Genomic DNA, 21,586 nt, shown 5'->3' on the forward strand with positions numbered 1-21,586 from the left:
ATTTGTTTAAGAGGAATTGAGGAGGAAATGATGAAATTAAGTAAACGACAAGAGCAAATTATCGCTGTTGTAAAAGAGCATCAGCCAGTTAGTGGTGAACGCATTTCGGACATACTAGCCGTTTCACGTGCGACATTGCGTTCTGATTTGTCTTTTTTAACACTTTCAGGAATTTTAAAAGCAAGTCCGAAAGTTGGGTATACTTACGAAAGTGATAATATGGAGGCTTTTTTCTTTTTTGATGTTTTTCAAACAAAAGTTCAGGAGATCATGAGTCCACCATTGATGGTTGCCCAAGACACCTCAATTCGAGATGCGATTACCAACTTATTTATGTATGATGTCGGTTCTCTTTATGTCATGGATGAAGCAAAAGAATTATTAGGGGTTTTGTCACGAAAAGATTTATTACGGGCCTCTTTAAATACAAATATTGATGGCACACCTGTTGCTGTTTGTATGACAAGAGTGCCACATGTGAAAACCTGCACACCAGAATTTACTATTCTTGAAGCTGCTGACACTTTGCAAAAATACGAAGTGGATTCTTTGCCAGTCGTTGAAAAAGAAAATCCTAAAAAAGTTATTGGAAAAATTACGAAAACGAAAATTTTAACCTATATTACGCAACAAGCGAAAGAAGCCGCACAAAACAGATAAGGGAGCTTAATTATGAAAAAAGAGATCATTGTTTATACTATTTCCGATTCACTTGGAGAAACATCACAAAAATTGTTAGCTGCAGCAAGCGCACAATATCCAGATATTTCTTTTCTTAATCGATACAATTTTTCTTTTGTCACAACAGAAGAAGAATTATTAGAGATTTTAAAAGATGCCTTAAAAGATAAAGCCTTAGTTGTCAGTACATTAGTCAGTAAACAACTAATCACAGCGGCGAAAGAATTTAGTGAACGAACAGGGTTGTTATATTTAGATTTAATGGCGCCATTTTTTGAATTAATTCAAGCGAAAGCCGGAGTAGATCCTATTGAAGAGCCTGGACGACGCCACCAACTAGATCGTGCCTATTTTGATAAAATCTCAGCGATTGAATTTGCTGTAAAATATGATGATGGCAAAAATCCTCAAGGGTTTCTTGATTCTGATATATTGTTGTTAGGCGTTTCGCGGACCTCAAAAACGCCAGTCAGTATGTATTTAGCGAATCAAGGCTACCGCGTTTCTAACTTACCATTAATTCCAGAAGTTCCATTGCCGCCAATTTTGGAAGAAATGGATCCACAAAAAATGATTGGTTTAGTTTGTTCGCCAGAAACATTAGGACAGATTCGTAGCAGTCGGTTGGCTTCCTTAGGTTTAGGTAATGAGACCAGTTATACCAATGTTGAACGGATTGAACAAGAATTAGCTTATGCTGAAGAAATTTTTGCGAAGTATGGCATCCCAGTGATTGATGTAACCGCAAAATCTGTCGAAGAAACAGCCTTTTTAATTAAAGAAAAACTAGATGAAAGAAATTAAAAAGCTTGGCAACCTCACTAAATTTCAGTGAAGTTGCCAAGCTTTTTATACTTAATTGGGATTCTTTTTGTTAGTCAATATTTTTTTGATCGACAATGAGTAAAGCAATCATCACGTAGACAATCCAGCTACTTTTAGAATAAAGTGTATAGCGGGGTTGCCATTTGCTAGCAAATTTTTCCTTGTATTCGCGTAATCCTTGGAAGGAGTAAATTTCTGAACCAAATTCATAAATTAACGCAGCAATCCGTTCTTGAATAAAACTTTTTCTTGATTGACCAACGTTGGCTAACGGAGCCATCCCTAAATTGAAATAATGAATATTTTCTGTTTTCATATATTCAAATAAATGAATAAATAGGAAATCCATACTTCCAGAAGGGGCTTTTTCTTTATGGTGACGCATCAAGTCGATGGTACCAACTTCATTTGTGTAACTAGGAATAATATTAGCGAAAGAGACCATTTCTCCTTCAGCATTTCGGACAACAGCAATTGGGTTTCTTTGAAGATACGCTTCATCGAAAAATCCTAGTGAAAAGCCTTTTTCTTTTCGATTGTCTAACCAACTATCCGAAATAGCTTTTAATTCGTGCATTTGTTCGGTACTAAAAGGAGGTTGGAGTACGTCAAATGAATAGCCGGCTTTGGTAATTTTATTAAACACTGCGCGGGTACCTTTGAATTTTTTCCCAGACATCGTAAATGTTTCTAGATTAACTAAGGCTTCTTCGCCCATTTTGATAAATTCGTAGCCATATTCGTGTAGTAACATCACGCTGTCCTCATTGGTTTCGTAAAAGACGGGTACATAGCCGAAACGATCTGTTTCTTTAAGGAATGCATCAATCGCCGCAGGAAAATCTTCTTTGTTCCCAGAAGGGTTGCCCATCACAACGCATTTATTATTAATGGTGTTGAATTGTAAAAAGACAGTCGGTTCTTCTTTGGGATATAAGAAAACCTGTTTATCATGAAGAAAGACAAGTTCACTGTCAATATTCCCGCCATAAGTTGTTAAGATATTATGCAAGATACTATCTTCTGGAAACTCACCAACTTGGTGTTTTTTCCCTTGGAGGTAGCGAACAAATAGAAAGTTAAAACTCATAACTAAGAGGATAGCGATAAATCCTGACAACCAGATCCGTTCGGAAGGGAACAAGAAAAATTCCACAAAATGATGACGATGGTGTGGGAAGTTCGGTAAATTATAAACACCAATTACCAGGTATAACAAAGTCAACAAGCCAAAGATAAAGCCATCAATCGTCATCCACTCCCAAGAGTAAACCAGTTGTTCACGGTACAATTCTGATTTTGAAAAAATAACGATAAATAATAAAATAGCTAAATAGAAAATGGAAAACATACTAAAGTCAACAACAAATGAATACAAGATAGCACCAATTAATAAAATAATCGTTGGATAATAGGCTCTTTTAACACGATCAGCAATCCCACGTCCCATAATTAATAATGCAAAGCCTAAGACAATACTCGGAATTTGAATAATAATATGAGAACGGAAGGGGTTAATATCTCTTAACCAATGCACTTGAGTGAAGGCTTCTGGAATAGTGGCTAGGAGCACCATCATAATTCCTGAAAAATAAAGTAAAACCACTTCCAGCTTGTGGGCAATTTCCAAAGTAATTTGTTTTAGCAATTGACGATAATGAGTATCCAACTTTTGGCTTAAGTGTTTTGTAAAGAACAAACAGCCAATTAAGAAAGGAATAATATAATAGAATAAACGATAGAGCAATAACCACAAAACAATAATTTCACGATCAACACCTAAGTTGCTTAGTCCTAAAATCATCATGACATCAAAACTACCTAAAGCCCCTGGAATCATCGAAGCAATCCCAATAATCGAAGCTGCTACATATAAAGGAACAATATCAATTAAAGGAATCGGTACATCTAATAAGTAACCAATACTGATAAAGGTAATTAAAACACCTGTCCATTCTAAAAACGAAGAAACAACTAAAGATAAGCGATTTTTTGCATCGAGGTTACCAAAGGAACTATTTTTTTGGAAATGTAAAATAAGATAAAGTAACGGGAAATAAAGACCGCCACCTAATAACCAAATCCAATATTGCTGTAAATAAGCCATCTTTGGATCAAACTGAACAAGGAAAAAGCAAAGAATACTATAAATAGATAGACCGGATAACACAAAAAGTAAAATATGGGTTAACGCAGGTAAAATTTTCTTTTCCTCTGTTTTATTTCCATAAAATTCAGAACGAAGTCCCATGCTGACCAAACCACCGAATCCACCAATATTATTGATAGTATTGACAATCCAGCTAGATTCAAGGAGTTCCCGTTTTGAGACTTTCAAGTTTAAAATGCGATTTAATGTTAAGTCATAATTTAGCATCGGAGTAACGGAAACTAAACCGATAACCATCATCAATAACAATTTCCATAGCGGAATCTCATCAAAAATCTGTTTTAACTGTTCAAATGAGATCGTTTTACCAATTGATAAAAGTTGGGCAACAACAATAATTGAGACCGCAATAACAAACAGTGTTTTTAGTAATCCTGTATGCGTTTTGATCCAATGAATAATTTGTTTCATTTAGACACCTTCATTTCCTTTAAGAATTTTTCGATTGTTTTATTAAAAATATCTGGTGAGTTTTTGGCAAATAAATGACCCTGTTTATTTACCAAGACCAATTTACCATCAGGAATGGCATCAGCAATCGCCCGTGAATGGGAAAGCGCAATTAAATCTCGACTGCCAGTAATAACAAGAGTAGGACAGGGGATGTGTTCTAAATCTTGTTTTGTCAGTCCAGTATCTTCAAATAACAGAGCCACGATAGGGAGCCGTGTGCGCAATTTTTTTGAAAAAAAAGCGCCAATACGACAAAACCAATATTGAAAATAAGTGGCAATCGTTACATATTTTTTCAGACCAGACATGGTGACATTTCCAGAATTTAAGACGAGTTTGTTGACGAAATCAGGATATAAATGGGTAAAAACCATGGCAATATTTGCTCCGTCACTAAAGCCCAATAAATTAATTTTTGTTAAGTGTTCTTGTTGAATAATACCAGCTAAATCTTCTGCCAAAAGCGGAAAAGTTAATTGACTTTGTGTATTGGTGGAACGTCCATGTCCGCGGGTATCCACCGCAATAACTTGATACTCCTTGGAGAAATAAGAAATTTGATAATTAAAAAAAGTATGATCATTGCCATTACCATGAAGTAACACAAGGGGGTAATTTGTTTCTTTGCCAAAAATTTGATAAAAAATTTGACTGCCATCTATTGTTTGAAAATATTTTTCTATTGCCATTCTCCGTCACCTATCTCATCTATAATCAATCGAGTCCTCTCTCATTATAGAGTCTTTTGTCTTTTTTTTGTAATAAAAAACAGAAAATTTTCCGAACAGTTTTGTAAGGTGTTGTAATATAGTGTGATATAGTAGAAGATAGCCACCTAAAAATTAGACTAGAGGAGGGGAAGTTGATGTCTTTAATCGTTTTAATTGGTGCCCAAGCTGTCGGGAAAATGACCGTTGGCAAGGCTTTAGAAAAGCAGTTAGATGCTAAATTACTATTTAATCATCAAACCATTGACTTATTTGCAAACTATCTTGGGTATACGGAACGTGCATTTCAATTGTCTGATTCCGTTAGAAAGGAACTTTTTCATGCCTTTGTCGAAAATCCAGCCACAAATACAACAAAAAACATTATTTTTACAGTGGTGATTGCTTTTGATCAAGAACAGGATTTTCAATTTTTAGAAGAAATATCAGAAATTTTTCTTAGTAAACATGAGTCCGTTTATTTCGTCGAACTCGTCTCTTCAACATCAATCCGCCTAGAACGAAATGTTCATCCAGAACGGCTAGAGGCAAAACCTTCAAAACGCGATGTCGACTTTTCTCGAAAAGAATTACTCAATACCTTTAAAGAACATCGATTAGTAAGCCACGAAGGTGAACTAGAAAGTACATTTCCAAATGTAAAAATAACGAAAATAAATAATTCAAACATGACACCAGAAGAAGTAGCAACGAAGATAATTGCTACTTTTGGTTTGACCTAATGTGAAAGGAACATCGGAATCAATGAAAAAGTTTTTTAAATATCTCGGTAGCTTGATGGTCCTTCTTTTAAGCATAGCTTTAATTTTGATAGGATATTTAACCTTTCGAGAGTTTCGACCACGAGCGGTTGAACCAGTTGCTATAAATAAACAATTTTCAGAGCAAACCATCGAAAAACATCAATCCATTTCTTTAGTCACGTATAACATAGGCTATGCTGGCCTAGGACAAACAGAAGATTTTTTTATGGACGGTGGCAAAACTGTCCAACCAGTTAATAAGGCAATAGTCCAACAGAATTTAACAGGCATTGAAGGAACCTTAAAAGAATTACCAGCGATGATTTACTTATTCCAAGAAGTCGATCGTCGCTCGCAACGTTCTTATGAAGTCAATCAAGAGGAAGAATTACAAAAACAGCTACAGCTGAACAGCGCATTTGCTTATAATTTTAAGGTAGATTATGTGCCCATTCCTTGGCCGCCGATTGGACGAGTAGAAAGTGGTTTATTAACATTATCAAATGAAAAAATAACAGAGGCTAAACGCATTGCTTTACCCAATCCCTTTCGTTGGCCCGTTAGCATTAGTAACTTAAAACGAGCGCTTCTAGAAACGCGCTTTTCAATTAAAGGCACAGACAAAGAATTAGTGGTTTTTAACTTACATTTGGAAGCCTATGACAATGGGGATGGGAAGATTGCTCAAAGCAAAAAGTTAGCTGACGTATTATCCCAAGAATACGCTAAAGGAAACTATGTAATTGCTGGAGGTGACTTTAATCAAGTTTTCAAAGGCAGTCATCGATATCCTAACCTAGGTGAAGCTGGTTGGGCACCAGGAGAAATTGATCCTGCAGACTTACCTAAACATTTTTCACTTGCTTATGATGATCAACAACCGACTGTGCGGGTGCTTAATAAGCCTTACACTGGCTCTTATGAAACATCTCAAGTGTATGTAATTGATGGTTTTATTGTTTCTGATAATGTGGCTGTTCATAGCGTGAAAACAAAGGACGAACAATTTAAATATACAGATCACCAACCTGTGAAGATGGAAGTTGGGTTAAAATAGAAAAAGTACAAACGGTGCTTGTTGCTTGCACCGTTTGTACTTTTTATTTTACAGATAGCCTTTAGTAATAGAATGAGTGGAATTTAGCATATTTGCTGGGGTTCCTGTAAAAAGAAGCTGTCCGCCATTTTCTCCACCTTCGGGACCTAGTTCAATCAACCAGTCGGCACTTTTAATCACATCAATGTGATGTTCTAATAAAATCAAGCTGTTTCCTTCTTCTACCATTCGATTGAAAAGTTGAAGACTTTGTTGGATATCAATTAAGTGTAAGCCATCTGTAGGTTCATCCATTAAATAGATAGCTTTTTTTTGGTGAAGTGTGTCTGCTAATTTTACCCTTTGCAATTCGCCACCAGATAATGTTGAGAGCGATTGATTGAGTTTAAGGTAGCTTAAGCCAACTTCCAGTAAATTTTTTAATGAAAGAGCAAAAGGCTGGTCTTTGAAAAAATCATAGCCATCTTTAACGCTTAAAGCTAGTACTTCAACGATATTTTTTCCGTTATACAGATAATGAAGCACCTCTTCTTTGTAACGCGTTCCGTGACAGGTTTCGCAAATACTAGTAACATCCTCCATAAAAGACATATCGGAGACAATTATGCCTTTCCCCTTACAAGTAGGACAGGCGCCTTTGGAATTATAGCTAAATAAAGCTGGACTAACATGATTTTCTTCCGCAAACAGTTTGCGGACCTTATCAAAAATATTGAGATAGGTCATTGGTGTGGATCGTAAATTTGCGGTAATGCTTTTTTGTGAAAGATGAATAATTTCTTGATTATCAGCTTGGGCTTTTTGATAAATTTCTTCCGCTAATGATGATTTACCTGAACCAGCGACCCCACAAATAACAGTCAAAACTCCTAACGGAACTTCGACAGATAGATTGTTTAAATTATGCAGTGTCGCATGTTCGATTGATAAAGACTTCCTTGCTTTTCTTGGTTGGTCGTTTAAAGGGAGCGGCTCTTGAAGGGCTTGACTAGTCAAGGTTTTGGAGGCTAAAAATGCGTCATACGTTCCTGAAAACTGGACATGGCCACCATTTTCGCCTGCGAAAGGTCCTATATCGATGATAAAATCAGCTTCTCTAATTAATTGTGGATTATGTTCCACGAGAACCACGGTGTTTCCTTTATTTTTTAAATTGAGCAATGCACGACTGATCCGTTCGATGTCCTTTGGATGTAAGCCAGCACTTGGTTCATCTAAAATATACATAATATCGTTTAAGGCGCTGTTTACATACTTAGCAATTTTAATCCGCTGTGCTTCACCACCAGAAAGTGTTTCAGTTGCTCGTCCTAATGTGAGGTAGGAGAGACCGATATTAATTAATGCTTCTAGACGTACAAGTAGCTCTTCTTGAATATTTTTTATTAAGGAAAGGTCCATTGAACGAATAAAAGAATGTAATTCAGTGAGTGGCATGTCAACAGCATCAGCAATACTTTTCTGATTAATTTTGCAGCTACGAACACGTTCATTGACTCTACTTCCTAAACAATCAGGACATCTTTTTACGGTAACAAAGTGATTAAGGTATTTTTGATGACGTTTGCCTTCGTCTGTATGCAATATGCTACGTTGCATGCGCGGGACGATTCCTTCATACAAAGCTGTATGAGGCCACTCTTTGGGTGGATTAGCTAGTTTTTGTTGTGGAGCATATAAAAATAATGCTAACTCTTCAGGGGAATAGTCCTTGATTTTTTTATCCAAATCAAATAGACCACTATGGGCATAACGCTTCCACCGCCAGTTGCCAACTGTAAATGTGGGGAAATCGATAGGCCCTTCGTTTAATGATTTGTCATAATCAACTAGCTGATGAAGATTGATTTCGGTAATCTTTCCTAAGCCATCGCATGTTGGACATTTTCCATCCGGATGATTAAACGAAAAAGTATCTGAATAACCAACAAATGGAGAACCTGCTCGTGAAAACAGCAAACGTAAAAACGTATAAATATCTGTGTACGTTCCCACTGTCGAACGAGAATTACCTGCTACTTTTTTCTGGTCAATGACAATTGCAACAGGAAGATTCTCGATTTTTTCAACTTCTGGACGACCATATTTGGGTAAGTAATTTTGAACAAACGAACTAAATGTATCATTTAGTTCACGACGTGATTCAGCGGCTAATGTGTCAAATACTAAGGAGGACTTTCCTGAACCCGAAAGTCCAGTAACAACAGTTAGTTGCTTTTTAGGGATATTGACAGAGACATTCTTCAAATTATTTTGTGTTGCGTGCTTAATTTCAATCCATTCCATTAAAAAACCTCCGTTTCTATTCTATTTTAGCATATAAAAAGAACCTAGCCTAAAAGTTGAACATTGGAATTTTCAAGAGAACTTTACTTTTTAATCGCTTTCATTTATGCTATAAGTAATACAGATTTTTTATCTGTATTAATAGATAAAGGATGTGACTTATGAAGAAGTCGATTTTGTTCAAAAAGTTAGGGATTATTTTATTAATTAGCCAAACACTGGTAGGGGTACCAATGTTGGCACAAGAAAGTATACTAGAAACAACCGTTCAAACAGAGACGGAATCAGTAACAACAGAAACCAGTCAGACTGTAGCTAACTTGGAATCTGAAACTACTAGCCAAACGGTGATGCAGGAAAAAGAATCCTCTTCGGCAATCGCCGAAAGCAGTAGCCGAAATGTGGTTGCAGTAACCACTGAAACCACAAATGAGATACAAAATAGTGATACAGATGGAAAAGCTGTTTCTGCAGAGAATGCTTTTTCAGAAGCAGATTATAAACAAGCAACTGCACTGGAGTTAGCAACTTTAGTAAGAGAAAAAAAGGTGACGAGCGAAGAATTAGTAAAAATTGCGTTGGCCATCACTAAACGTGAAAATCCTACATTAAATGCGGTCATTACTTTACGAGAAGAAGCGGCTTTGACAGAAGCAAAAGCTTTACAAGATACAGGTCAACCATTTCTAGGTGTGCCGCTCTTACTAAAAGGGTTAGGACAATCCTTGAAAGGTGAAAGCAACACGAACGGTTTTGGTTTTCTCCGAGATCAAGTAGCTGGTGGGACATCGACCTTTGTCAAAGCACTACAAAATGCCGGATTCATAATCATTGGTCAAACGAATTATCCAGAATTAGGTTGGAAGAATATTTCAGATTCAAAGTTATATGGCGTTTCCGTCAATCCATGGAATCCTAACCATTATTCAGGTGGTTCTTCAGGCGGAGCGGGTGCTAGTGTCGCCGCGGCATTTGTTCCCATTGCTTCTGGAAGTGATGCTGGTGGCTCTATCCGCATCCCTGCTTCTTGGACAGGCACCGTAGGCTTGAAACCTTCTAGAGGAGTAATCATTGGTAATTCTAATAGTGCAAAAGGTCAAACTGTTCACTTTGGTTTAAGTCGAACCGTGGCGGATACAAATGCATTATTTGAAACCTTATTAACCAAAAAAGATCTTCCTGCGGGACATTTAAGTCAAGCGCAACCCATTGCTTATACAACAGAATCCCCTGCCGGAACGCCTGTAAGTGCCGAAGCAAAAGAGGCGGTCGCTGAAGCTGTTGCTTTTTTAAAAGACCAAGGGTACACATTGGTTGAAGTGAAGCACCCTGTTGATGGGGAACGTCTAATGAAAAATTATTATACTGTAGCTGCTGGCTCAGCAGGAATTGCCGATTTTATGGCGCGGCAGAAATTAAAAAGACCGCTTGAACGAAATGATGTAGAACTGTTAACATGGGCGCTTTTTCAAACAGGAAAAAATATAACGAGTGAAGAGACAACTGCGGCTTGGACAGATATTGCTTTACAAGCACAAGCGATGGACGAATTTTATCAACAGTATCCTATCTTATTAACACCAACGACAGCTGCCACGGCACCTAGTATTGATAATCTGTTACTAAAACCAGAACATGCAGCACAGATGGAAAAAATTGATCAATTGTCACCAGCAGAACAAAAACAATTGATTTATGACCAATGGCTGACGGCGTTCACATATACACCGTTTACACAACAAGCAAATTTATTTGGACATCCAGCATTAAGTGTACCAACTTACGTTTCAAAAGAAGGACTGCCTTTGGGGATTCAATTTAATAGTGCATTAAATGAAGACCGAACGTTGCTACAATTAGGTGCTTTATTTGAAAATAACCACAAGATAAATCAACCACATGTAGAAGAACCAGACAAAGACAAAGACCCAAATGCAAGCGGCGAACCAGATAAAGACAAAGAGCCGGATGCAAGTGGCGAACCAGACAAAGACAAAGAGCCAAATGCAAGCGGCGAACCAGATAAAGACAAAGAACCAGATGCAAGTGGCGAACCAGAAAAAGATAAAGACTCAGATGCAAGTGGCAAACCAGAAAAAGACAAAGAAACAAAAACAAGTGAAGGACCAATCGAAAGAAAAGATCAAAACCAAAACCCAGACAAAGCTGGAAAAACTACTAGTGAGTCATCCTTAGATAATTCGCTGAATTCATCAGCAAATCAGGGAACCAAATCAACAGAAAGTACGCATGCTTTTTCTAATAAAAGTATGATTGGGAAACAAGAACAGCTTCCCAAAAAAGTATTACCAAAAGCAGGTGCAGAAGTACCTAGTACTTTCTGGGTTGTTTTAGGAGGAGCTTTCTTAGTAACGAGTGGAACGATTTATATAAGGAAAACTAGAAAATGATAACCAGTGAAGGCTAGAGACAATTTATCCCCAATTGTCTCCAGCCTTTTTTCTTTGGTATACTAAAACCAATAGGGAAATGGAGGCGAAAGTAATGAGGGCGTTTGAGAAGATTCCAGCGTTTCAGCAATGGCAAAAAGTTGAAGCTATTCACCGTGGTTGGTCAACTGATTTAAAGTTTAAAGTTACCAAAAATCAAGAAACCTTTTTATTGCGAATTTTTCAACAAGAAGAGTTATTAGCCAAACAACAAGAATATCAATTTATCAAAAAAGTAGCGGCGTTAGGATTTCCCAGTTCTAAACCTTTTTTATGTGCACCTATTCCTGAAAGTGAACAAGGATACATGTTATTAACGTATCTAGAAGGTGAAGACTTAAGCGGTGTTTTACCCGCTCTTTCTCCCAAAGGACAACTGAACTTAGGCGTAGAGGCAGGCCGCTATTTAAACAAAATCCATAAGCTTTTGTTGCCTGAAAGGATTAGTCAAAGAGAGATTGCGCGAAATTTATACGAAAAAAAGCAGAGCCAACTAAATAAGTATAAGGAATCTCAATTTTGTATGCCGTACCAGCAGCCAATAATTTCATATTTAGAAAAACAATTACCGTTATTGCAACAACGGCCTGTAGTTTATCAGCATGGAGATTTCCATGTAGGAAATTTTATTTACTTGCCAACTAGGCAGGTCGGTGTGATTGATTTTAATCGATGGGATTTTGGGGATCCTTATGAAGAATTTTACAAGTTACAATTTTTTTCAAGAAATGTTTCGCCATTGTTTGCTTATGGTCAATTACAAGGTTATTTTGCTGGGAAAGTTCCTACCTTATTTTGGCAGTTTCAAAAGCTTTATACTTTTCACGCAGGACTCTATTCTTTAGTTTGGGCACTGAGCTTTGGTGAAAAAGAAATCAGGACTATGGAACAGCAATACCAACAATTACTAGAGGACTATAATTGTGGAGAATTACTAGTTCCCAAATGGTTTTCAACTATCCAAAGAAAGGGATTGAGATTTTAGGTTTATTTCGATAGAATAAAAACAAAAACAGGAGTTTAAGGAATGAAACTAAACGGGATTATTATGATAACGGTTGTTGGAAGCGTTTTATCTGGCTGTGGTTGGCAAAAATCGAAAGAGGAATCACAGAAAGTACAAACCGTACAAACAAACAATGTAAATACTGAAGAAACAAGAGCAATTTCAGCAACCGAAGTTAGTCAAACCACGGCGTTGGAATTAGAGCAAACAACGCAAACACAAGAATTAACTGAATTAGTTACAGAAGAAGGGACGATTTGGAATCAGCAAAAAGCAAAACAGTTAGGACAATACATGGAAACCTGGGGTCAAGAACGCAATCAGAACTATCAAGCGTACCAACCAGGTCACTCTGTAGCTTTTTACACGATTCAAGTGCCTGATGATTTATTGAGTTATGAACCTAAAATACAACCAGCTATTGGGAACAATCCCATTTGGTTAAATTGGTCAGAAACAGGCAGCGAAGGGGGTTATTGTCTGGTGGCAGTATACTCTGACAGTGCGACACAAGTTGCCCAGAAGCATGTCTATTTATTTACTTTAGTGAATGGTGAAGCCAAAGTCTATGTGAGTAAAGAACAGCCAGTAGAGGAGCAACCTTATTTGTTTTTAAAAGAAACAAGCAATACAGAACTGAAAGAACAATTCACAAATCTTGTGAATAATCTTTAATTTTTTATTTAATCAAAAGGAAAAGAAAATTTATCATTGACAAAGTATCCGCTTTCATTTTATTCTGTAGCTACCCCTTGGGAAAGGGCAAAAGGAAGTTTTGAAAGGGATGGAAAAAATGAAGGAAACAAGTTTAGTAATTATTAAGCCAGATGGCGTTGAACGAAAGTTAGTTGGCAAAATCATTCAACGTTTTGAAGATAAAGGTATTGACTTATTGCACCTTAAATTCGAACGACTAACAGTAGAAACAGTGAAGGAACATTATGAGCATTTAAAAGATGAACTATTTTTCCCTGAATTATTAGCCTATATGACAAGTGGCCCAGTGGTTGTGATGGTCGTTGTAGGGGACAATGTGGTTAAAAAAGTGCGTAAATTAGTTGGAGCAACGAATCCGTTAGATGCTGAAAGTGGCACCTTACGAGCGGATTATGGGTTGTCTGTCACCAAAAATTTAATCCATGCTTCTGATTCTGTTCAATCAGCAAAAATTGAGATGCAACGGTTCTTTGGTTAATCAGCAAAAAAGAAACAATCCTTTATTTTTTATAAAGGATTGTTTCTTTTTTATTAATTGTCAGAATATTCCGCTTAAATGGTTGACATCTGGAGGTAGAAGAGTAGTATAGACTACATACTAAATACTAAATGACTGTGTGTGCTTCAGGAGGATAAAATGATAACAAGTGATGAATTGACAGAAAACCTTAGTCCGTTTGAATTAAGTCTATTTTTAGAGAAGAAATTACATGAAGAAAATCATAATTTAGAAACATTGTTAAATGCAGGGCGAGGCAATCCTAATTGGACGGCGCCAACACCAAGGGAAGCCTTTTTTTTATTAGGTCAATTTGCTACAAAAGAAACGTTAAGAGAGGGGAGCGAACAAACGGCTGGTATGATTCAGCCAAGTTTTGGTAGAACGCAACGCTTCTTAAACTTTTTAGCAGAAAATCCAAGCAAAGGGGCAACCTTCTTACAAGAAATTTGGACAGCAGAGCATAACTATTTTGGGATGGATAAGGAAATGTGGTTAGATGCCATGTTAGACTATGTGATTGGGGATAATTATCCGAATCCTGTTCGTTGCTTGAAGGCGTGTGAACAACCGATTAAAGCATATTTAAATCAAGAATTATTTTCCAGCGAAGCACAACCGTTTGATATTTTTGCCGTTGAGGGTGGTACAGCAGGGATTTGTTACTTGTTTGATACGTTGGCAAATAATTATTTACTAGAAAAAGGTGATCGTATTGCGTTGTTATTACCAACGTTTGCTCCTTATTTAGAAATTCCAGAACTACCACGTTATGACTTTGACGTGGTTAAAATCAAAGCAGAGCAAATGATTATTGATGGAAAAACGACGTATCAATACTCAAACAAGGAAATTGATAAACTAAAAGACCCGTCCATCAAAGCGGTTTTTGTCGTAAATCCCAGCAATCCAACTGCTAATGCTATGGGAAAACCTACCATTGAACAAATCAAACAAATCGTTGCAGTGGATAACCCTAAGTTAATGATTTTAACAGATGACGTTTACGGAACCTTTGTGCCAGCTTTCCGTTCACTATTTACGGAGTTACCTTACAATACAGCCTGTATCTATTCTTATTCTAAATACTTTGGCGCTACCGGTTGGCGTGTGGGGACTATTGCGGTCAGTCAAGAGAACATCTTTGATCAATTATTAAAAGAATTGCCAGTGGCTCGAAAAATGGAATTACAGGCACGTTATGCTACATTGAATGCAGACACAAGCCAAATTAACTTTATCAGCCGCTTAGTCGCAGACAGCCGCGATATTGCGTTGAACCATGCAGCGGGACTTTCTTCTATTCAGCAAGCAATGATGGCTTTATTTAGTTTGTATGCTTTGTTAAAAGACGGTCAAGCATATAAAGACGAAGTGATGGATATCTGTCATACGCGTGAAAAGCTCTTGTTCCGCACCTTAGGCATTGAAGAGCCTTTAGCAAGTTTAAATACAGCATACTATTGTGAAATTAACTTTAGAGATTGGACAGAAAAACGTTATGGCCCAGAATTTTCAAGTTATTTAACGAAATCGTGGACGATCACAAAAGTATTAACTTCGTTAGCAGAAAAAGAAAAATTAATGCTTTTAAAAGCGGATGCTTTCGGGAGTGACAAATGGTCAGTTCGAATTTCTTTAGCCAATTTAGCTACTAACCAATATAGTGAAGTTGGTAAACGAATGATTCGCCTATCTGAACACATTAAAGAAGAGTGGTTGCGCCAAAAGCGCCAAGCAATTAAATAAAAAAACGCTAAGTCTCTTAAGCTGCAGGAGACTTAGCGTTTTTGTTTATTATTTATTCATTTTTCCGTCAGTTTTGGTTTATAAATGTTTGCTACACTGGAGATAAGAGGAAATTAAGCGTTTATAAAAAGGAGAGAAGTGAATGAAACATATTAAAGGAATGTTGGTTTTTATCGGATTATTTATTTTGGTTGGTTGTGCGCCAGATCAAGAGCCAACGAAACAAACAACAAGTGGTCCGCAAGAGACAAAGCAAGTGAAGCAAGTTACCGTCACCAATCAAACGACTTCTGCGGTGGAAAAACAAGCGCCGACTAAAAATGACGAACTGATTGCTAATCAATTGACTTTTGATTCTCATGAATACACGTACGAAGTGGTTACAGGGGCCACACAAACGACATTTGGAACAACCCCACCAGCAAAATATACACCGGAAGAAAAAAAGAAAAAAATGTTTTGGTCCAATCAACCGCCTTTGGGATTAATGACGGGTAACTATTATAAAAATGAAGGTGTATTTACTGGCGGAAATTACGGCATTGTAGAGATTATTACGGAACCTGAAACGCAAAGGATTCTGAATGTTGAGTTTACAGAGTTTGCTAGTGATCCTTATTATGATACACGCTATTCGGGTGTCAACAAACGCCTGTCGGATTATCCTGAATTTCAAGCAAGCAACACGCGTACAGACGATACGTTAGTCACCGTTGTTAATGGTATTACTTATGTAGAAAAACAAATGCGTGACGAAAATCGTGTTACAGGTAATTTTTATACGGTACGCGGTTCATCAACTTCTGCGCGTGAAGGATTAATGCCTTTAGCAGCAGAGATGGACACTTGGCTAAAAGAGCCATCGAAAGAAACGTATATCGGTTACGCAGAAGATTTAGGCAATGGCCTAATCGCTCGACTTCAAGTGATAACAGAAGAGCAGAAAATAAAACATGTCAGCTATGATGAATACTTTTCAGATGAACAGGAAAAAATCACAGAAACAGCCCTGCGGCCTTTTTATCGTCAATCGAAATATTATTCACCAGGATACAATAAACAAACCAACAATTCTTTTATTCATTTTGTAGATGCACTAACAAAGGCCATTACGACACAACAAACTTTATCCGTTAACGAAGAACAAGAGCTACAGCATCCGTCTTTTACTACTTATCAAAGATTGGCTGAAAAAATCAGCACGTTTCAAAATTCATTGAAGGAATAAAAAAACGGAAGTGGGGCATAAGTCGTTTCGACTTATGCCCTACTTTTGTAATCTTAAGATTATCAGCTAAACCAAAGTGAGTTCTTTTTAAAGAAATACTTTTATTTTAGCCTTTTATAGATCTAAATAATTTTCTAAGTAATCTGCTAAACCATCTTGATCATTTGTTTTTTCAGTGACATCGTTGGCTACGGATTTAATTTTATCCGTGGCATTGTTCATAGCAACACCCCAACCAGCATAACTTAACATTTCTTCGTCATTATGTTCATCGCCAAAAGCAATGATATCAGCTGGTTTGACAGATAAAAAGTTCGCCACTTGATCAACGCCATGGGCCTTTTGAATTCCTTTTGCGACCATTTCTAAAATAGGCATTGGACCGCCCCAAGTGCGGACATCAATATAATCACCATATTGTTTTGTCAATGTATCAGCAACTTTTTCAGCTTGGTTTGGTGTGGTCCGAACCATCATTGAGGTAGGATTTGTTCGTAAATTTTTAGCAGTAAGTAAATTATCTAAGGTTGCTTTGGAAGCAAAAAATTTCGGATCGAACCCATCTAACGTATCGATATAAAATGTTTCTTTGTTTTCAGCAGCAACAAAATCTAATTGTAATTCTTTTTTCTGTGCCAAAATGTCAAAGACTAGGTCACGCTCAATATTGGCTTCGCTTTCCAAGTCCCATTTTTTCTCTGGAATGTGGACTAAAGCGCCGTTAAAGTTAACCATAGGGGTCGTTAGGCCAAGTTGTTGGTAAAATTGATGACTCATTCTATAGGGACGTCCAGTGGCAATACTGACGTAATGACCGTTGTCAATCGCTTTTTTTAGTGTTTGTTCGGTTTTTGGACTGATTAAAGACTGTGCATTTAATGTTGTGCCGTCTAAATCAATAGCAATTAATTTTTTCAAGTAAAAATTCCTCCTAAATGCCTTTTACTCAGTCTAGCATAAAACCGAAGATTATCAAGGGGAGAAGCATGTTCATTTATAAGGTTTAAAAAAAAGCTTAAGAAGTATGCTACACTAAAATAAACCGTTTGAAAAAGGAGCGCAGAGCATCTTGAAAAATTCTAGAAATTATTTACGAGTGATCACCTTAATCTATTGTATCTATATGTGGTTATTTGCTACGCATTTTCATTTTATGGCGTTGAACGTGTTGTTAGCCTATATTCCAATTGAACTTAGTTATCTTTTAAACGCAGAAAAACGTAAAAGGGATTGGTTGATAGGTTTTGCTTGGTTAATTTTTTATCCTAATGCGCCGTACCTATTTACGGATTTTTTTCATTTAGAAACGCTATCTATTTATCGAGGCTTTAATACGATTTTTGCAAACCAAATTGGTGATTGGTGGGCGTTTGTTTGCTTAACTAGCGGGATTGTTATATATGGACTTTTAGGGATGAAAACAGTAACAACTGTTAGTCAGAAATTGCAAAGTTATTGTGACTATAGAACAATTGTAGTCTTTCAAGCCAGCCTTCATTTCTTGTCTGCTTTGGCGATTTATGTTGGACGTTTTGATCGATTACACAGTGTCTATCTTTTTATGAGTCCAATTGAAACAGTGAAAATTATCTTTTTTGACTGGTCCCTTCAAAAATTAATGTTTATTTTATTAATGATGTTTCTACAGATGCTGTTGTTTGGGCTAATCCAATTATTAGGAAAAGAAGAAGCAATGTAAAGCTTTTTCTTTTTTTATACCCACAAAACACGAACGTTATATAGAAAAATATATATAATAGTTAATATTTTGTTGTAAAAAGATAGCGATTCTCTTATAATCAAAGAGTAATTATTCGAAAACATGGATTTTAAGGGAGAGAAGTGCAATTATGAATACGTTTTTCAAATTAAAGGAAAACAAGACAACGGTATCAACTGAAATAATGGCGGGGGTCACGACCTTTTTTGCAATGAGTTATATTTTATTTGTTAATCCGTCCATTCTTTCAGAAACAGGGATGCCTTTTCAGGCTGTTTTTTTAGCGACCATTATTGCTTCAATCATCGGTACATTAATTATGGGGCTGTTTGCTAATGTACCTTACGCTCAAGCACCGGGGATGGGACTCAATGCTTTCTTCACGTTTACGGTCGTTTTTGGGATGGGGTATACATGGCAACAAGCATTAGCAATGGTTTTTATTTGTGGTTTGATTAATATTTTAATTACAGTGACAAAAATTCGCAAAATGATTATTAAAGCAATTCCAGAGAGTTTACAACATGCTATTGGTGGTGGGATTGGAATTTTTGTCGCTTATGTAGGGTTGAAAAATGCTGGCTTACTAAGTTTCACAGTACAAGCAGAACCTCAAAATGGTGTTGTGAATGGTTCGAGTATCGTGCCCGCTTTAGGAAATTTTGATAATCCAGCCATTATTTTGGCGGTAATTGGGTTAGTTTTAACAACGATTTTAGTTGTCACGAATGTTCGTGGGGCTATTTTAATTGGCATTGTGGTTACTACGTTAGTCGCAATTCCAATGGGGGTGGTAGACACTGCTTCGGTTGATTGGCATGCTAATTCGTTGGGCAATTCATTTAAAGAATTAGGTACAACTTTTGGCGCTGCTTTTGGTGCTGAGGGCTTACAGTCATTGTTTAGTGATTCTTCAAAAATTCCTCAAGTCTTAATGACCATTATTGCCTTCAGTTTATCAGATACGTTTGATACAATTGGAACATTTATCGGTACGGGACGTCGAACAGGGATTTTCTCTAAAGAAGATGAATTAGCTTTAGAAGATAGTAAGGGTTTCAGCACTAAAATGGACAAAGCTCTATTTGCAGATGCTATTGCAACATCTATCGGTGCGATTTTTGGTACATCGAATACGACAACTTATGTAGAAAGTGCAGCAGGAATCGGTGCGGGTGGTCGAACAGGTTTGACATCGGTAGTGGTAGCAATTCTATTTGCCTTAAGTAGTCTTTTTTCACCACTTATTGCTATTGTACCAGCACAAGCTACGGCTCCAGCGTTAATTTTAGTGGGAATTATGATGTTAGCTTCTTTCAAAGACATCAATTGGACGGATTTAGAAGATGCGATTCCAGCATTTTTTGCTTCAATTTTCATGGGATTATGTTATAGCATCTCTTATGGGATTGCTGCTGGGTTCATCTTTTATGCAGTGGTGAAAGTAGTCAAAGGAAAAGCCAAAGAAGTTTCACCAATTATTTGGGTCATTGATGCGTTGTTTATCTTAAACTTTGTAATCTTAGCTATTTTATAGTAAACAGAAGTGAGGCTAAGATAACAGCGGTTAGCTTTGAAGGTGTTGTATTTATTCAGCTGTTTATCTTAAGCCCAAGTGTTAAGAAGTCTGGCAGATTGGTCGTTTTGACCGGTCTGTCAGACTTTTTTTTAAAGAATTTTCTTTTGAGAGATTCACTCTTTTAGAGTATAGTGGTAGGTGAAGAGGTGATAAGGTGGATAAAAGTATGAAAATAAAATGGAAGCAGAATTTGTTAGTCGCATGGATTGGTTGCTTTTTTACAGGGGCGAGTATTAGCTTAGTTATGCCGTTTATTCCAGTATACGTTGAACAATTAGGGACGCCTAAGAGTCAAGTAGAGTTGTTTTCTGGATTGGCAATTTCTGTCACGGCGTTTGCTGCTGCGATTGTTGCACCGATTTGGGGAAATTTAGCTGATCGAAAAGGTCGGAAAATTATGATGATTCGGGCTGCAGCAGGAATGACGATCACAATGGGGGCGTTAGCATTTGTCCCTAATGTATACTGGCTGTTGATTATGCGTTTTATGAACGGGATTTTATCCGGCTATATTCCTAACGCAACAGCGATGATTGCATCGCAGGCGCCAAAAGAGAAAAATGGCTGGGCTCTAGGGACATTATCAACAGGTGCAATTGCTGGGACGTTAATTGCGCCATCAATTGGCGGTGCGTTGGCACAGTGGTTTGGAATGGAAAATGTCTTTATTATTACCGGCGTTATTTTATTCATTACAACGTTGTTGACTATCTTTTTAGTTAAAGAAGATTTTCAACCAGTTGAGAAAAAGGATTTATTAACGACTAAAGAAATTTTTAGTAAGATGGATCATGTTTCAGTATTGATTGGTTTGTTTGTGACTACGTTAATTTTACAATTAGGAATTACAAGTATCAGCCCAATCTTAACGCTATATATTCGATCTTTAAGTGGCGATACAGAGAATGTATTATTTGTTAGTGGTTTGATTGTTTCGATTGCCGGCGTTTCAGCAATTATTTCTTCTCCAACTTTGGGAAAAATTGGGGACCGCATTGGGAACCAAAAAGTTTTATTAGGCGGATTAATTCTTTCTTTTATTTGTTACATTCCCATGGCGTTTGTGCAAACACCTTTTCAGTTAGGTGTTTTACGATTCCTTTTAGGTTTTTCAACAGGTGCTTTAATGCCATCAATCAATACGTTAATTAGTAAAATAACGCCAACGGAGGGCGTAAGTAGAGTTTATAGTTACAATCAGATGTGTAGTAATTTCGGTCAAGTTTTAGGACCGATGGTAGGGTCGACAGTTGCCCATGGTTTTGGCTATTCTTCTGTTTTTCTGGTAACCGCTTGTTTCGTTTTAGGAAACATTGGGTTGTCCTTCTTTAATTTCCGAAAAGTTTTAAATAAAAAGCTCTAAACAGTTGAAAAGATAAAAAAACCAGTTACAATAACTTTAGTAACTGGTTTTTTCTTATTTAACAGGTTTGGTTTCTTTCGGTACTGCAAAGTGTGCAATTAATAAAATAATAACGGCTGTTGCCAACGATAGAATCGTTGTCATTTTAAAGTCGTATGAACCACCAGATAATGCACCGCCGATATATCCAACGACTTGGCCTAATGCGAAGGTCCAGAAAAATACAACAAGATAACGCATATGAGCACCTCTTTTCTAGCTCTTAGTTTAGCATATTTTCTTTAAAAGTAAAGAATCCGCGATAGGAAAATAAGAGAAGAGGCAAAAAATAG

The 21,586-nt window shown here is 36.9% G+C and carries 18 protein-coding genes; 13 read left to right on the forward strand and 5 right to left on the reverse strand.

The window, feature by feature from the left end; translation table 11 throughout:
- Positions 1–30 precede the first annotated feature (30 nt).
- Positions 31–660, forward strand: coding sequence for a helix-turn-helix transcriptional regulator (locus IGL56_RS03925; RefSeq protein ID WP_002355926.1), 630 nt, complete (start codon positions 31–33; stop codon positions 658–660).
- A 12-nt stretch (positions 661–672) separates the two neighbouring features.
- The gene (locus tag IGL56_RS03930; protein ID WP_002355927.1) at positions 673–1,485 is read left to right on the forward strand and encodes a pyruvate, water dikinase regulatory protein; all 813 of its coding nucleotides are present in this window, start codon (positions 673–675) and stop codon (positions 1,483–1,485) included.
- 70 nt (positions 1,486–1,555) lie between these two features.
- On the opposite strand, the gene mprF is transcribed toward IGL56_RS03930, so the two are convergent.
- Together mprF and IGL56_RS03940 are read right to left on the reverse strand one after the other, a co-directional pair.
- A complete protein-coding gene (mprF, locus tag IGL56_RS03935; RefSeq protein ID WP_002355928.1) occupies positions 1,556–4,087 on the reverse strand; it encodes a bifunctional lysylphosphatidylglycerol flippase/synthetase MprF in 2,532 nt (843 codons plus the stop codon).
- Positions 4,084–4,818 (reverse strand): alpha/beta fold hydrolase, encoded by a 735-nt coding sequence (locus IGL56_RS03940; protein ID WP_002355929.1) that lies wholly within the window; start codon positions 4,816–4,818, stop codon positions 4,084–4,086. The genes mprF and IGL56_RS03940 overlap by 4 nt, the downstream gene beginning before the upstream one ends.
- Before the next feature lie 176 nt (positions 4,819–4,994).
- Between IGL56_RS03940 and IGL56_RS03945 the strand changes: the two genes are divergently transcribed.
- Together IGL56_RS03945 and IGL56_RS03950 are read left to right on the forward strand one after the other, a co-directional pair.
- The gene (locus IGL56_RS03945) at positions 4,995–5,579 is read left to right on the forward strand and encodes a hypothetical protein (protein ID WP_002381317.1); all 585 of its coding nucleotides are present in this window, start codon (positions 4,995–4,997) and stop codon (positions 5,577–5,579) included.
- Positions 5,580–5,601: 22 nt separating this feature from the next.
- Positions 5,602–6,657, forward strand: coding sequence for an endonuclease (locus tag IGL56_RS03950; RefSeq protein WP_263306755.1), 1,056 nt, complete (start codon positions 5,602–5,604; stop codon positions 6,655–6,657).
- A 48-nt stretch (positions 6,658–6,705) separates the two neighbouring features.
- On the opposite strand, the gene IGL56_RS03955 is transcribed toward IGL56_RS03950, so the two are convergent.
- Positions 6,706–8,943 carry an ATP-binding cassette domain-containing protein gene (locus tag IGL56_RS03955; RefSeq protein WP_002355933.1) on the reverse strand — a complete coding sequence of 746 codons (2,238 nt, stop codon included), beginning with the start codon at positions 8,941–8,943 and terminating at the stop codon, positions 6,706–6,708.
- 161 nt (positions 8,944–9,104) lie between these two features.
- Here IGL56_RS03955 and IGL56_RS03960 point away from each other — a divergent pair, with 161 nt between their 5' ends.
- The 6 genes from IGL56_RS03960 to IGL56_RS03985 all read left to right on the forward strand — a co-directional run bounded on the left by IGL56_RS03960 (position 9,105) and on the right by IGL56_RS03985 (position 16,592).
- Positions 9,105–11,354 carry an amidase family protein gene (locus IGL56_RS03960; protein WP_002386203.1) on the forward strand — a complete coding sequence of 750 codons (2,250 nt, stop codon included), beginning with the start codon at positions 9,105–9,107 and terminating at the stop codon, positions 11,352–11,354.
- Positions 11,355–11,433: 79 nt separating this feature from the next.
- Positions 11,434–12,378 (forward strand): aminoglycoside phosphotransferase family protein, encoded by a 945-nt coding sequence (locus IGL56_RS03965; protein WP_002386204.1) that lies wholly within the window; start codon positions 11,434–11,436, stop codon positions 12,376–12,378.
- A gap of 42 nt (positions 12,379–12,420) precedes the next feature.
- A complete protein-coding gene (locus IGL56_RS03970) occupies positions 12,421–13,074 on the forward strand; it encodes a DUF4767 domain-containing protein (protein WP_002355936.1) in 654 nt (217 codons plus the stop codon).
- Positions 13,075–13,183: 109 nt separating this feature from the next.
- Positions 13,184–13,594, forward strand: coding sequence for a nucleoside-diphosphate kinase (ndk, locus tag IGL56_RS03975; protein WP_002381321.1), 411 nt, complete (start codon positions 13,184–13,186; stop codon positions 13,592–13,594).
- A 159-nt stretch (positions 13,595–13,753) separates the two neighbouring features.
- On the forward strand, positions 13,754–15,364 hold the full coding sequence (gene aspD, locus IGL56_RS03980; RefSeq protein WP_002355939.1) for an aspartate 4-decarboxylase: 1,611 nt from the start codon (positions 13,754–13,756) through the stop codon (positions 15,362–15,364).
- A 142-nt stretch (positions 15,365–15,506) separates the two neighbouring features.
- Complete coding sequence (locus IGL56_RS03985) at positions 15,507–16,592, forward strand: lipoprotein (protein ID WP_002386205.1); 1,086 nt, start codon at positions 15,507–15,509, stop codon at positions 16,590–16,592.
- Positions 16,593–16,706: 114 nt separating this feature from the next.
- Here the strand turns inward: IGL56_RS03985 and IGL56_RS03990 are convergent, their stop codons facing one another.
- Positions 16,707–17,510: a Cof-type HAD-IIB family hydrolase gene (locus IGL56_RS03990; RefSeq protein ID WP_002355941.1), complete on the reverse strand. Its 804-nt coding sequence runs from the start codon at positions 17,508–17,510 to the stop codon at positions 16,707–16,709.
- 205 nt (positions 17,511–17,715) lie between these two features.
- Here IGL56_RS03990 and IGL56_RS03995 point away from each other — a divergent pair, with 205 nt between their 5' ends.
- The 3 genes from IGL56_RS03995 (at position 17,716) to IGL56_RS04005 (ending at position 21,254) form a co-directional block, all read left to right on the forward strand.
- Complete coding sequence (locus tag IGL56_RS03995; RefSeq protein ID WP_002386206.1) at positions 17,716–18,291, forward strand: DUF1361 domain-containing protein; 576 nt, start codon at positions 17,716–17,718, stop codon at positions 18,289–18,291.
- A 151-nt stretch (positions 18,292–18,442) separates the two neighbouring features.
- The gene (locus tag IGL56_RS04000) at positions 18,443–19,849 is read left to right on the forward strand and encodes an NCS2 family permease (protein WP_002355943.1); all 1,407 of its coding nucleotides are present in this window, start codon (positions 18,443–18,445) and stop codon (positions 19,847–19,849) included.
- A 208-nt stretch (positions 19,850–20,057) separates the two neighbouring features.
- Positions 20,058–21,254 (forward strand): multidrug efflux MFS transporter, encoded by a 1,197-nt coding sequence (locus tag IGL56_RS04005; protein ID WP_002381323.1) that lies wholly within the window; start codon positions 20,058–20,060, stop codon positions 21,252–21,254.
- A 54-nt stretch (positions 21,255–21,308) separates the two neighbouring features.
- Here IGL56_RS04005 and IGL56_RS04010 read toward each other — a convergent pair whose 3' ends face one another.
- On the reverse strand, positions 21,309–21,494 hold the full coding sequence (locus IGL56_RS04010) for a YjzD family protein (RefSeq protein WP_002355945.1): 186 nt from the start codon (positions 21,492–21,494) through the stop codon (positions 21,309–21,311).
- Positions 21,495–21,586: the final 92 nt, after the last annotated feature.

Origin of the sequence: Enterococcus sp. DIV1316a (assembly GCF_050536915.1) — a bacterium.
Classification (GTDB): Bacteria; Bacillota; Bacilli; order Lactobacillales; family Enterococcaceae; genus Enterococcus; species Enterococcus faecalis.

What these genes read in the sequence shown, in the direction of transcription:
- IGL56_RS03925 (WP_002355926.1), top strand. Translation starts at nt 31, where the DNA reads ATGAAATTAAGTAAACGACAAGAGCAAATTATCGCTGTTGTAAAAGAG.
- IGL56_RS03930 (WP_002355927.1), top strand. Translation starts at nt 673, where the DNA reads ATGAAAAAAGAGATCATTGTTTATACTATTTCCGATTCACTTGGAGAA.
- mprF (WP_002355928.1), bottom strand. Translation starts at nt 4,087, where the DNA reads ATGAAACAAATTATTCATTGGATCAAAACGCATACAGGATTACTAAAA.
- IGL56_RS03940 (WP_002355929.1), bottom strand. Translation starts at nt 4,818, where the DNA reads ATGGCAATAGAAAAATATTTTCAAACAATAGATGGCAGTCAAATTTTT.
- IGL56_RS03945 (WP_002381317.1), top strand. Translation starts at nt 4,995, where the DNA reads ATGTCTTTAATCGTTTTAATTGGTGCCCAAGCTGTCGGGAAAATGACC.
- IGL56_RS03950 (WP_263306755.1), top strand. Translation starts at nt 5,602, where the DNA reads ATGAAAAAGTTTTTTAAATATCTCGGTAGCTTGATGGTCCTTCTTTTA.
- IGL56_RS03955 (WP_002355933.1), bottom strand. Translation starts at nt 8,943, where the DNA reads ATGGAATGGATTGAAATTAAGCACGCAACACAAAATAATTTGAAGAAT.
- IGL56_RS03960 (WP_002386203.1), top strand. Translation starts at nt 9,105, where the DNA reads ATGAAGAAGTCGATTTTGTTCAAAAAGTTAGGGATTATTTTATTAATT.
- IGL56_RS03965 (WP_002386204.1), top strand. Translation starts at nt 11,434, where the DNA reads ATGGAGGCGAAAGTAATGAGGGCGTTTGAGAAGATTCCAGCGTTTCAG.
- IGL56_RS03970 (WP_002355936.1), top strand. Translation starts at nt 12,421, where the DNA reads ATGAAACTAAACGGGATTATTATGATAACGGTTGTTGGAAGCGTTTTA.
- ndk (WP_002381321.1), top strand. Translation starts at nt 13,184, where the DNA reads ATGGAAAAAATGAAGGAAACAAGTTTAGTAATTATTAAGCCAGATGGC.
- aspD (WP_002355939.1), top strand. Translation starts at nt 13,754, where the DNA reads ATGATAACAAGTGATGAATTGACAGAAAACCTTAGTCCGTTTGAATTA.
- IGL56_RS03985 (WP_002386205.1), top strand. Translation starts at nt 15,507, where the DNA reads ATGAAACATATTAAAGGAATGTTGGTTTTTATCGGATTATTTATTTTG.
- IGL56_RS03995 (WP_002386206.1), top strand. Translation starts at nt 17,716, where the DNA reads ATGTGGTTATTTGCTACGCATTTTCATTTTATGGCGTTGAACGTGTTG.
- IGL56_RS04000 (WP_002355943.1), top strand. Translation starts at nt 18,443, where the DNA reads ATGAATACGTTTTTCAAATTAAAGGAAAACAAGACAACGGTATCAACT.
- IGL56_RS04005 (WP_002381323.1), top strand. Translation starts at nt 20,058, where the DNA reads ATGAAAATAAAATGGAAGCAGAATTTGTTAGTCGCATGGATTGGTTGC.
- IGL56_RS04010 (WP_002355945.1), bottom strand. Translation starts at nt 21,494, where the DNA reads ATGCGTTATCTTGTTGTATTTTTCTGGACCTTCGCATTAGGCCAAGTC.